The organism is Vibrio mediterranei, assembly GCF_013364395.1.
Classification (GTDB): domain Bacteria; phylum Pseudomonadota; class Gammaproteobacteria; order Enterobacterales; family Vibrionaceae; genus Vibrio; species Vibrio mediterranei.
This window is the reverse complement of the sequence record NZ_JABXGK010000008.1, coordinates 1487957-1500747: the sequence shown is the minus strand read 5'-3', so window position 1 is coordinate 1500747 and position 12791 is coordinate 1487957. Positions and strand designations below refer to the sequence as shown.

Sequence of the window (12791 nt, the reverse complement as noted above, 5' to 3'; positions counted from 1 at the left end):
CTTTTTGTGACGCCTGAAAATCAGTTGTTAGTACCTTATACCAATCGAAAAAAAACAAATAGTCTCAGACAGTTAGACATTAGTCGTAGAGTGCGGCTGCCAATGTTAGCTTTGGTGTGGAGTTCTATGGAACTGAATCAGGAAATTACGAACTGGTTGATTACATTAGGTAAGCACCGTAATACCATGCCGGAATCTTGCTTAAAAACTAACTGAGGTGGAGCATATGGTTCAGCGGGGGCTTGTAGTTAGATTCCTGCCTCTACAGGAATGACTTAACCCTAAAGAAGTTGTGTAGCTGCGTTCTTAAGGGAACACAGGTTTTGGTATGAACATTGAGCTCGAAATAGGACAAGAGATTTACAGAAATCTTATGCCCCACTTGAAGCGTTTCGAGTGACTTCGAAGGAGTATGAGTTTGTTGTAGATTCCCTGCACATTAAAAGACATTCGTAAAACTCTTAACAGGCATTTGTTGAGACACAACAAGCACTTTGCCATCGGTATAATAATCGTGACTGTCGTTTTTTGCTGTCACAGTAGCAAGCTTAAGATTCTCAGCATTCCACTGAGCGTTTAGTCGAAATACATTTTGCTTGAGCTTGTCACGCTCGGAGTCGACGTCAGGAGCCACGCTGTGCAAGATGGTGATAATACCGCTATATGGTGTGATTGTTAGGCCGTTATCATAGCTAAGTGCTCCTACCCATACAGTTTCTCTGGTTTGCTTGTCTATACCTGCATTCCACCATCGAATGTGCGAGCGTTTAGTTAGCGTTCCCGGTAATTGAAACGCAAGATCTTGTGGCTGCCCGTTCCACATCAAATCGGAGACCGGTGGTGTTTTAGTTTTCAGCAAATTGACGTAGTCGGAGAATTCAAGTTCGCTGCGCGAGAATGTTTTATTTTCAATCCACCCTAGCTGCTTCATTAGGTTCTTAGGAGTTTCACCCAAATAGACCACGTTTACTGCTTGAGCTGAGTAAATCGACGACTGCCCCGCGAAAACCTTAAAGTTGAGTCCTTTGACATCAACCACTTTATTTTGAGTGTCGGTAGTGGTGGTGACGACGGTATCGTCGCTGAACCAAAAAAAGTGCGAGTAGTTGAGTGCTAACATGCCTACTAGCAGAAAGCTGCTCGCTTTTAGCCAAGCATAACGCCACTGCTTTTTAAGACCAAAATAGAATAGAGCTAAGGACGCTATGCTTAGTCCTAACGTGTATTTGTGTTCTGAGATGAAGGTCGCCATCTCACCTAACACTGGCACATTGTCCACACCAGCGGCTAACAGGTAGCCCCAAACAACAAATTGCCCCACACCCAACAATAAACCTATCAAGGCATACAGAGAAAATTTAAGCCAACGAATATGGTTGGTCCCTGCCATAAATGGCACAACCCAAGCGATAGGGCCTAGTAGCCTTGCAAAGGCAATCACCCAGAATGAATTGCGGTTCATAAGAAGGCGACATCGAGCTAGCGGTCTGCGTATTTTTGGCTGCCAGCGAAGGAGCTTCTTTTGTGCGCCAAAACCGTAATGACGACCAATGAAGAAGCTAAGTTGATCACCGAGCAAGCCGCCAATTAGTACCGCGATAACAGCGAGATATCCACCGCTATAAAGTTGATATCCCGCGGCAATCATAAAGGGTTCTCCCGGAACCACGAGGTTAGGGCCAATGACTGCGTCAAAGAAAGAGCCGAGAAACAGTCCCAATGTCTCAAACATAACGATTCCTTACGTCCTTAGTTTTTGTCGTTTTGATTGGATTTGTATGATTGGTTACTGCTGTTGGTAGTGACCGAACTTGTATTCCATTTCGTTGTTGCGCATTTCGCCAAAGAAAAATCGGCGAACATTGGCTTTGAAATAAGTGAATCCCATTTTGAAGAAACCATCTTGCTCAAGGCGGCGTGGGTCAAACTGGAAGCTCAGCGGTAAGAATCTAAAGCGCCATGTCTTAGCGGCTTTTTTGACGTAGTTACAGTCTTCGCATAGCACGATACTTTCATCAAATCCGCCAATTTCCTCATGAGCACGTTTGGTAGAGAAAATACATGCACCCACGGCGGTTGGGAAAAAGAACTGTGTGGTAAATAACCCTGCATTGAAGAGTCCGTAACCTGCTTTGTAGGCGGGAGCAAGCTTACGCGAACCCATATAAATGCCCGCAACTTCAAGCTTCTCTTCTTCAAGCTTGGTCATTGCTTTCTCTATAAAGTCTTTGTCTAAGCGGACATCAGCATCTAAGAATAATAGTCGTTCATGTTTGGCTAACTTAGCGCCGGTATTGCGTCCTAAGCTGACACCACGTGTTTCCATTGTGTGAACAGTCAGTTCAGGAAGGGCTGGACGATATTTTTCGGCCACTTCACAAGTGCGGTCATCACTGTTGGAGTCAACGACAATCACCTCGAAGTTTTGGTAGGTTTGACAGCTTAAGTCACTGAGTAGACGAGCGATTCTTTTCTCTTCGTTAAGAGTGATAATAACAATGCTTAGTGGTTTCATAATCCAGTCCCTTTGTTCATTAGGTGTTTGTTGATGATTGGATTATGAAGTGGCTGTGCTTAACCTTTGATGAGAAGGCAATTCATATTCGGTTAATTTTCAGAGGATTAGTTGGAATTTTCCTGTTATCTGTCCTTTTTTTCTTTTTTATGTTTCGTTTGGGTTCGTTGTAAAAAATGGAAGAACTCATAAAAAAGGGCTTTTATAAGACCTAAGGAAGTGAGAGAGATTTTACCTCATCCAACACCCATGGGTTTGCTATCGCCCCTTTGTTTTTCACGTGCTGCCCATGAAGTGTTTGTTTCACCGCCAGCTCCACCAATTTGCCTGATTTGGTGCGTGGTACTTCACTAATGGTATAAATTTCAGAAGGAACATGGCGAGGGGAGCAATGTGCTTTTAAACGTTGTTTAATCTGTTGTTTAAGGTTGTCGTCTAATGTCTCAGTATCTTTGAGTTGCACAAACAACACCACGGTTTCGTTCCCATCTCGGTTTCTACCAACGGCAATTGAATCGATCACCTGCGCAAGTTGATTCACTTGCTGATAGATTTCAGCTGTGCCGATCCTTACGCCCCCTGGATTAAGAGTAGCGTCACTTCGACCAAAAAAGGTCATACCGCCAGTAGGACTTTGCATTACATCGTCGCCATGATTCCAAGCACCTGGGAATTCAGCCCAATACGCATTGTGATAGCGTTCGCCCTTATCGCTCCAAAAACCGATAGGCTGATTGGGAAAACTGTTGCGACATACCAGTTCTCCACGCTGTTCAATTACGCTCTTACCTTGTTCATTGAATACTTTTACATCCAGCCCTAGTCCCGGTGCTTGGCATTCTCCTCTGTAGACTGGGGACACAGGGTTACCCAAGACAAAACAGCCACAAATATCGGTTCCCCCTGATATAGAAGCCAGATGCAAGTCTGGTTTTATCGCGTCATAGACGAAATCAAACTGTTGCGGATAAAGTACGGAGCCTGTTGAACACAGCGTTTTGAGTCGTGGTAAAGCGAAGTGTTCGTTGGGTTGATAATGGAGCTTTTGTAAAGTCTCGAGGTACTTTGCAGATGTACCAAACAGAGTGACCTCAGCTTTATGAGCGAGTTGCCAAAGGGTGTTTACTTTGGGATAGACAGGGCTGCCATCAAATATCACCAATGTTGCCCCCGATGCCAAGGCAGAGACTTGCCAGTTCCACATCATCCAACCACAAGTGGTGTAATAGAACACGCGGTCTTGGGGCTTGATATCACAATGGAGTTGATGTTCTTTCAAGTGGTTGATAGTAGTGCCACCGACAGAATGCACAATACATTTTGGTTTGCCTGTTGTCCCCGAAGAGTAGAGAACGAATAAAGGTGCATTAAACTTAACGCGATGGAAGGCGACTGGCATAGGCGAAAAACGCCGTGCTAGGGAGTCCCAATCCACGGCATTTTCCATTTGAGTATCGTGCTGGTCAGAATAGCGAATCAGGCAAGCTTGGGTAATCGAAGGCAGAGCGTCGATAAGGCTTTGGTTTTTCTCAATTATTCCGAAAGCCTTGCCATTGAAATGGTAACCGTCGCAGCAGAATAGGATTTTAGGTTCAACTTGCCCAAACCGTTCGATGACACTGTCCACGCCGAAATCGGGAGAGGTGGAAGTCCATATCGCACCTAAACTAGTTGCTGCGAGCATGGCGATAACTGTATGAGGAATATGTGGCAAATAGCCCGCTACGACATCGCCTTCAGCAATACCCAACTCAATAAGCCATTGTTGGACGATGGAGACCTGCTCAATTAACTGCTGCCAAGTAAGGTGAGACGACTGATGATTTTCGTTCTGAAAGTAAATAGCAAGTTCAGAAGGGTGAGCCTTGCCGTAAGCTAGGAGATTTTCGGCATAATTTAATGTCGCATTGGGGAACCAGAGCGTGTCTCTAGCGACGACAGGTTTGTCCCATTTTGGCGAACCTAACTGGCAACTCGGTGCATGCCTGTCTCCAACTACACCACAATAATCCCATACTTCATTCCAAAAGGACTCTGGCTGGCTGATGGACCACTGATGCAAATGAGCATAATCACTAAAGCTGAGCCCTTGTTGTTCCAGTACTTGCATAAAGGCTTTGAGATGAGAACCCTCGACTCGCTCGGGAGAAGGCGACCAGAGTGGGATGTGATCCATGTCGTTATTTGGCATGCGCTTCCTTTGTACTTAATGCGATGAATTGTGATTAAGTTTTAGTGCGAATCCTCAATACGTCAAATTGAGGGAGCTGAAAACAATATATTGATAAGTCGAAAGAATTCGTTCAAATGTAAATAAATTGTTACACCGCGATGCGCATTAGAGTCTGATTGAATTATTGTCAGCAAATTTCTCCGCACATAGGCTTAATGTAACAAAGTTGTTAATGGTGACGAGATGACTCAGTACGTATCAAAACCTGTGAACGAGCTCGGTTTTGTGGAGTGGAGCAGCGAGGAAGATCAGATATGGCATGACTTGGTTGTTCGACAGCTCGGTTTGGTGAAAGAGAGAGCGTGTAAGGAGTATTTGCACGGCCTAGACTTGTTAGATCTACCCCTTGATCGTGTTCCGCAGCTACCTGAAATTAACCGAGTGCTACATAGAGAAACGGGGTGGCAAGTGGAGCCAGTACCGGCGCTTATTGATTTTGACCGATTTTTCGCGTTATTGGCCGACCGCAAGTTTCCTGTTGCGACGTTTTTGCGGTCGAGAGAAGAGTTTGACTACTTACAAGAGCCCGACTTCTTTCATGAGGTATTTGGTCATTGTGCCATGTTGACCAATCCGCAATTTGCCGAATTTACTCGAATCTACGGCAAGCTAGGCAGTGATGCTGACGCCAAACAGCGAGTATATTTGGCTCGACTGTACTGGTTTACCGTTGAGTTTGGTTTAGTGGAACAAAACGGTCTAACTAAAATTTACGGCGGTGGAATTCTCTCTTCACCGGGAGAAACTCTCTATGCGTTAGATGATGAACGAGCACTGCGCCAAGCTTTCGACTTGGATACCGTGTTAAGAACTCCGTACCGCATTGATATCATGCAGCCGACCTACTTTGTACTGGACGATATTGACCAACTATACCAACTACGATCGGGCGGTCTCACCGAATACGTTAATCGAGCGATGAACGCTGGATTGTTGCCACCACTATTTGAACCAAAGGATAAGACTCATGCTTAATGAACTGCGCTGTGAAGCGTGTAGTAGCGATGCACTGGCATTAACGAAGGAAGAACAGCAACAACTACTGACAGAACTGAACGGCTGGAGCATTATCGAGAGAGATGGGATTCCTCAGTTAGAAAAACAGTTTAGTTTTAAGAATTTTAAATTGGCTTGGGCCTTTTCTAATAAGATTGCTGAGCTAGCAGAAGATGAGTTTCATCACCCTGCAATTCTTTTGGAGTGGGGGAAGGTAACCGTGACTTGGTGGAGCCACTCAATAAAAGGATTACACCAAAACGATTTTATCTGCGCGGCTAAATGTGATTCGCTGTCGCACTCATAATCCCATCGAATGAATCTAGTGTAGAAGGTATGTTGTGATGCATACCTTCTTGTTCTTATTGCTGCTCTTCACACAAACACAGAAAAAGATGAGGTTTCCTTACAGTTTCTCTAGCTGAAATTACGTACAATAATCAAAGCAGAAGAATATAAATCAAGGGAAGCTATGTTCAAGCGCAGTATTAAATGGATTCTACCATTCGCGATTTTAGGTGTGGCCGCTGGTGGCTTTATGCTAGTGGAGCAAACGGCTCCAGAAATTGAAGACCAAAAACAAGTCGATACCGTCCCAAGAGTTAAAACCCAAATCCTAAAAGCCGAAAATCATCAGGTGCAAATCTCAAGTTTTGGTGAGGTAGTGCCACTTGAGCGCACTGCGTTATCAACACAAGTTTCCGGTGAAGTTACCAGTTGGCATCCGAACTTTGTGGCAGGCGGCGTGGTAAAACGCGGCGAAATTCTTTTCACCATCGAAAAAGATAACTATCAAGCAGCGGTGCTGCAAGCCCAAGCACAACTCGCGCAGGCGCAAGCGGCCTTAATTGAAGAGCGTGCTAAGGCGAAAGTTGCCGAAAGACAGGCAAAGAAAATCAAAGATACCCAAGTCTCGGACCTCTATCTGCGTATTCCTCAAGTGCTAAGCGCTGAGGCCAGCGTTAAATCGGCGCAGGCTGCATTGCGCAGAGCCAATCGTGATCTTGCCAACTGTGAAGTTGAAGCGCCTTATGATGCGTTGGTGGTCTCCAGAAGCATCGGTGTTGGTCAGTACATTACTTCAGGCGCACAAGTTGCGGAGCTGAATAACATTGAATCAGCAGAGGTGATGGTACCCATTGCAGGCTTCGACGCGCCTTTCTTACCTGACAATATTGTAGGAGTGAAAGCCGACGTCATTTCTAAAGGTCGCACTAACTCGGTTCGAGATGGTGTGATTATGCGAGATCTAGGAGTGGTAGACAGTGCTACGCGTATGGCAAACCTAGTAATTCGAATCAAGGACCCTTATGCGCTGACAACGGATGCCAAACCATTACCTTTTGGTTCATATGTTGAAGTGGTCTTCAACGGTAAACAGATCCCAAACCTGTTTAAAGTGCCGCAAGAATTGGTCACTGATGAGCGAGTCTGGGTTGTCGATCAAGAAGACAAGCTCGTCCCTAAAAGTGTCCATGTTTTGCGTGAAGAGCAGGCAAACTTCTTTATCGATTCTGGTGTGAAAACAGGCGATGAACTGGTATTAACTGTGCCCGAGTTCCCGCAAATTGGAATGTCGGTGATTCGCTCGAATAGTAATTCAGAGGTATTGGTGAACCAAGGAGAAGCCAGTGAGTAAGTCCACTCAACGCGGCATTATCGCCCTTTTTGCCAATAACTCGGTAGCCGCCAACCTTTTGATGGCGTTTATCTTGATCATGGGAACCGTCAGCTACTTTCTGATTCAGCGCCAGATGTTCCCAAATTTTGAAATCAACTACATTAATGTGACAGCGTCTTACCCAGGGGTTTCTGCTCAGGAAATAGAAGAGACGATCCTAATCAAAGTGGAAGAGTCTCTGAAAGATGTCACCGAGATTAAAAAAGCGGTGACTGACGCTTATCGAGGTGGCGGTGCGGTAACTTTGGAAATTGATACCAAGGCAAACCTTATGGAAGTACTGGATAAGGTAAAGCAGCGAGTCGATGCCATAGCTAGTTTCCCCAAGGCGATGGAGCCGATTAAGGTCACGCAGATAGAGTTTAAGCAAGACGTTATTGGTATGGTGCTGTCAGGCAATACGTCGTTATCAGAGCTGAAAACCATTGCGAAGCAGGTAGAGAAAGAACTATTACAGCTTAATGACGTTTCTTTGGTTGAAGTCAGCTCTCCACCCGATGAAATCGGTATTGAAATTCACCCAGATGAGCTACGAACCTATGATCTAACGCTTGACGATGTAGTCGCGGCGATTCAAAAATACTCGGCAAATTTCTCCGCAGGACAAGTCAGGACTAGTACGGGTTTAGTGTCGATTCGAATTGAGAACCAGTACTACGATGGTTTTGAATTTCGGCAGATACCCGTCAAAGTTGGCGCCAATGGCTCCAAGGTCTTATTGGGTGATATTGCCAAAATAAAAGACGAGTTTACTGAAGGGCAACACTACTTTAAGTATTCAGGTGAGAACGGTATCTATTTGACGGTTAAGGCAACCAAAACCCAAAATATGGTGCCTGTGGCCGAGACGGTGAAGCGCTTTATTGACGCAAGAAATCAAACGTTACCTCATGGTATTCAACTCAACACTTTGATGGATATGACGTTCTATTTGAATGCTCGACTGGATATGATGCTTAAGAACCTGTTGCAAGGTGCGGTTCTGGTAGCGGTTTTGCTGACCATTTTCCTGCGATTCCGCTTAGCTATGTGGGTTATGGTTGGTTTACCGGTCTGTTTCTTAGGAGCGGTTATGCTGATGCCGCTGTTTGATGTCAGTATCAATATCATCACACTGTTCGCGTTTATTATGGTGCTCGGTATTGTGGTAGATGACGCCATCGTCATAGGAGAAAGTGTCTACACCGAGGTTGAAAAAGAAGGTGGAGGGGTCACTAATGTCGTGCGTGGCGCTCAGCGTGTCGCAACCCCTGCAACATTTGGGGTACTGACAACTATTGCTGTGTTTGTTCCGTTCTTATTCTCGACAGGACCAGAGAAGGCTTTTTTCTATGGTCTTTCTATCGTTGTTATTTTCTGTCTGATTTTCAGCTTGATAGAGTCGAAACTCATCCTGCCAGCGCATTTGGCTCATACCAAATTTACCCCAGTCAAAGAGAACAGTTATCGTGCCCGTTTCAATCGCTCATTTTTCCGCTTTGTTAATGGGCCATACAAGCGCACCGTGTCGTGGTGTGTGGAGTGGCGTTGGTCTGTGATGGCTGGCTTTATCGCAATTTTGGTTATCAGTGCGGCAATGCTGACGTCAGGGCATGTACGTATGATCCCTAGCCCTAAAGTTCCGTCTGACTTTCCAATGATCAAAATTGAGATGAACAGCAATGCGTCCGATGAACAAACGATTGATGCCTTACTCACTCTTGAAAAAGTGGTGAGTGAGGTCGACAAGGATATAGAGCAAGAGTACGGGCAGCCTGTTATTCGCGACATGATGACGATTAACACTAGTCGCACCGAAGGCATGATCATCCTTCCTCTTGTTGATGAAGACGTGCGTCCAGTTGATGCGTTTGAGCTGTCTCGTCGTTGGCGCGAAAAAATGCCGACGATTGTTGGTCTGAAATCCATTGTTATTAACGATAATGTGGCTGGTGGCGAAGAGGGCGACGAGTTTGGTTATTTGCTGTATGGCCCTGATATGGAAGTGCTGAATGCCGCTGGACGTGAGCTGATTTCAAAGCTTCAGCTCCAGACGGGGTTGTTTGATATCAGTTCTTCGATGGATACGGGCAGTCGCGAAGTACAACTTTCGCTGAAACCTGTGGCTTATGATCTCGGACTGGATCTAGCTAATGTAGCGTCGCAGGTTGGAGGCAGCTTTTATGGGGGAGAGGCGCAGCGAGTACTTCGGAATACTGAAGAAGTCAGGGTAATGGTTCGCTACCCTAAGTTGACCCGAGAAGCGTTCTCTTCACTGCGCTATGCCTTGATTAATACCCCATCAGGCAAAAAAGTGATGTTGGGCGATGTGGTTAATATCACCAGTAAGCCGGGCATCAACCAAATACGACGAGAGAATGGTTTTAGAACGGTTTATATCTATGGTTCTATTGACGAAGCGGTGATTGAACCCGATAGAGCAGTGAAGAATATTGAAAATAATGTGCTTCCGGAACTACGCGCTCAATTCCCTGAAGTGAAAACTGAGTTAGGTGGCACCATTGAGGAACAGCAAAAGCAAAAAGCAGAGCAGATAGTGTTCTTTATCGCAGGGATGATAACGGTTTACATTCTATTGGCTGTGCCATTAAAAAGTTATGCCCAGCCGTTTATCATTATGTCTGTTATTCCGTTTAGCCTAACAGGTGCGATATGGGGGCACTATTTCTATGGCCTTGATATGAGCATGATGTCCACATTTGGTTTGATTGCGGCGGCGGGGGTTGTGATTAATGACTCGTTAGTGATGACTGATTACGTCAACCAAATCAAAGCGCGGTGTGATTGTGCGAAGCAAGCCGTGGTTGAAGCTGGCTGTGCGAGGTTTAGGGCGATAACGCTGACCTCTATCACTACGTTCTTTGGGGTGTTGCCCATCATGTTCGAGACCAGTCTTCAGGCGGCGTTTGTTAAACCTATGGCAGTTGCTTTAGGCTTTGCTGTGATGTACGCCACCGTCGTAACTCTCATTGCCGTTCCGTGCTTATATGTGATTCTTGAGGATATAGGCAAAGCTTTTAGCAAACTGAAACGAGTGTACTTTCCAGTTAAAGATAATCAAAACACAACAGCAGTATGATTGTTGTGATGGTTTTCGATTTTAATTCATTGTAATCATTAAAACTAACCTTTCCCTTTGGTGCTGTATGCCAGAGGGAAAGGGTTGATATTCCTACCTTACTACTTCCTCTTTCTGATTGACCTATTCGATATTTATATACTAATCACTTTGATGTACTTCTAGTCAGCGATTAAAGTTTGCTCTATCAACAGGTGACAAAACACGGTTTTGCTACCGTGAACATATTAGAGGGTTGAAAATGAAGAAGACAATTATCGCGCTTACATTAGCTGCTACAGCATCAAGTGTACTCGTTGGAACCGCCAACGCATGTTCTCGCATCACACTTGATACGCCATATGGTGTATCTCAAGTTAGAACACTTGATTGGGGACAGAAACTTGGTACGTATGCGATTATGTCACCAGCGGGTGTTGAGGTGGCAACTAAAGCGGTTCCATCGTACAAAACTGCGGCGAAATGGACGGTGAAGTATCCGACATTGAACTTAGAAGAACGTGCCGTGTTTGTTGATACATCGGGTGAGGCTATCAACAATCAAGGTTTATCTGCTTCAACTTTATATATGTACGATTCGCAAGCATTCATCAAGGATTACAAGGACACCGGTGCACCGGCAGTTAACTGGGGTGATGCCGCAGCTTTTATGGCGCAAAACTTTAAAACGGTAGAAGAAGCGGTCACTGCGTTTGAAGCAAATGAATTCCAGTTTGCTTGGGCCGATGGTATTCATGGTACCCAGCATGGCTTGCATATTTCAGTACAGGACAAATCTGGTGACATTGCTTTGTTTGAGCTCAATGAAGGCGGCAAAATGATGGTGCATCGCGGTTCTGTGAACGACAAACTGCGAGTAATGGCTAACGCCCCTTTGCAGCAATATCACGATGAGAATGCAACAAAAGTAGGTGACTTTAATTATGTCGAAAATGGCCATAACATCGGCTCTACCATCTCATCCCCAGAAAGAATGCTACGAGGCTTGTACAACTCTGCTCATGTTAAGTTTGACCCACAGGCTTCATGGGCACAGACAGAGGGTAAGCTCCAATCCACATTCGATTCAGGGAATCTAGTGCCCCAAGACATTATTGACCCAGCAAACGGTGAAACATATGCCAGCTGGATTCAATATACCTACAACTTCGAAAATGGCTCATTCAAGATGCGCAACTTTGATACGTACAGTGAGATTCGCATCGACCTCAGTCAGCTTAACGACATCAAAACCGTATCATGTGCTGATTTAGTAGAACAAGCTGAGCTATCAAATGTCGCTACCTTCTCTACGTGTAGTTAACCCTTCTTATCACTCTGGCAATGCCTTGTGAAATCCACGGATGACCTAATTAAAGGGATTTTTGTTTAATTAGGTATAAATATGAAAAACACTATAACTGCCATGGCTCTAAGTTTGATTACTGCGGGCGTTTGGGCAAATGAAGTGACATCGACTCACCAAAAAGATGTCGCTCCAGAAGCTTCGGTTCAAGATATTAATTATGGCGATCCGACGGCTCTATTCTCAATGGTTGGACTGTCTAGATCAAACGATCGTACTCAACTCAACAGTGTGTTTGGTTGGGGGCAAGGGCATATGGTCTTCGCTGATTTAGGTATCGGTGACAAGAAAGATATTGAAGGCAAGACAGATATAGATTACCGCGTTCGCTATTTTAAGGTTAACGACGGCCTAGGTTATTCCCTGGATGTCATCGGAAATCGAAATACCACGACGACGCTAGCGGGTGCTATCTACAAGATCGAACTTACCCCTAATATCTCTGTGTTTCCAATGCTCTACGGCGGCTATATGGATAGCAAACACGACATCGCGGTAGAAGGTAAATCGTCCTTTAAAAACTCGGCGTTAGTTCAAGGCGGTCTTTATGCGATGTATGGGTTTGATGCTGGTCACTGGCTCTATGCCAACCCTAAAGCGACATACATTACTCGCGCCAAAGAGTTTGTTCCACAAATAGAAATTGGCGGCGGCTATATGGTGACTGATTATGCGTCCATTGGTTTCAAAGTTGAACATACCGCGGACAATAAAGTGAGCAAGAAAGACACGGTCAGTTGGCTACAAGCCAGCTATTACTTTTAGTTGAGGTGAACCTGTGGAAGACACACTAGACATTGTTGCCATGTGTGTCATGGATGACCGCAGTTTTATTTTGGCGTTTCTAATCGGTGCGGCCTTTATGATGTTTTGGTTTGAACTTCGTCGCTGAAGTTCAGGCAAGAATAACGCTGAATAGTGTTCTAGCGACGATTAGAACAG

The 12791-nt window shown here is 45.1% G+C and carries 9 protein-coding genes; 6 read left to right on the top strand and 3 right to left on the bottom strand.

Annotation, left to right across the window (positions count from 1 at the left end; all coding sequences use genetic code 11):
* Positions 1-439 precede the first annotated feature (439 nt).
* From HOP38_RS23860 to HOP38_RS23850, 3 genes are all read right to left on the bottom strand, one after another.
* Positions 440-1732 (bottom strand): LssY C-terminal domain-containing protein, encoded by a 1293-nt coding sequence (locus HOP38_RS23860; protein ID WP_198559164.1) that lies wholly within the window; start codon positions 1730-1732, stop codon positions 440-442.
* Positions 1733-1786: 54 nt separating this feature from the next.
* Positions 1787-2515, bottom strand: coding sequence for a glycosyltransferase family 2 protein (locus HOP38_RS23855; protein WP_038227235.1), 729 nt, complete (start codon positions 2513-2515; stop codon positions 1787-1789).
* A gap of 211 nt (positions 2516-2726) precedes the next feature.
* Positions 2727-4706: an acetoacetate--CoA ligase gene (locus HOP38_RS23850; RefSeq protein WP_198559163.1), complete on the bottom strand. Its 1980-nt coding sequence runs from the start codon at positions 4704-4706 to the stop codon at positions 2727-2729.
* A gap of 225 nt (positions 4707-4931) precedes the next feature.
* Here HOP38_RS23850 and phhA point away from each other — a divergent pair, with 225 nt between their 5' ends.
* The 6 genes from phhA (at position 4932) to HOP38_RS23820 (ending at position 12614) form a co-directional block, all read left to right on the top strand.
* Positions 4932-5723, top strand: coding sequence for a phenylalanine 4-monooxygenase (gene phhA, locus HOP38_RS23845; protein ID WP_198559162.1), 792 nt, complete (start codon positions 4932-4934; stop codon positions 5721-5723).
* Positions 5716-6051 carry a 4a-hydroxytetrahydrobiopterin dehydratase gene (locus tag HOP38_RS23840; protein ID WP_006070894.1) on the top strand — a complete coding sequence of 112 codons (336 nt, stop codon included), beginning with the start codon at positions 5716-5718 and terminating at the stop codon, positions 6049-6051. Before phhA ends, HOP38_RS23840 begins: the two co-directional genes overlap by 8 nt.
* A 165-nt stretch (positions 6052-6216) precedes the next feature.
* Complete coding sequence (locus tag HOP38_RS23835; protein ID WP_038227226.1) at positions 6217-7383, top strand: efflux RND transporter periplasmic adaptor subunit; 1167 nt, start codon at positions 6217-6219, stop codon at positions 7381-7383.
* Positions 7376-10504: an efflux RND transporter permease subunit gene (locus tag HOP38_RS23830; protein ID WP_198559161.1), complete on the top strand. Its 3129-nt coding sequence runs from the start codon at positions 7376-7378 to the stop codon at positions 10502-10504. The genes HOP38_RS23835 and HOP38_RS23830 overlap by 8 nt, the downstream gene beginning before the upstream one ends.
* 241 nt (positions 10505-10745) lie before the next feature.
* The gene (locus HOP38_RS23825; protein ID WP_198559160.1) at positions 10746-11807 is read left to right on the top strand and encodes a linear amide C-N hydrolase; all 1062 of its coding nucleotides are present in this window, start codon (positions 10746-10748) and stop codon (positions 11805-11807) included.
* A gap of 81 nt (positions 11808-11888) precedes the next feature.
* Positions 11889-12614 carry a hypothetical protein gene (locus HOP38_RS23820; protein ID WP_031494586.1) on the top strand — a complete coding sequence of 242 codons (726 nt, stop codon included), beginning with the start codon at positions 11889-11891 and terminating at the stop codon, positions 12612-12614.
* Positions 12615-12791: the final 177 nt, after the last annotated feature.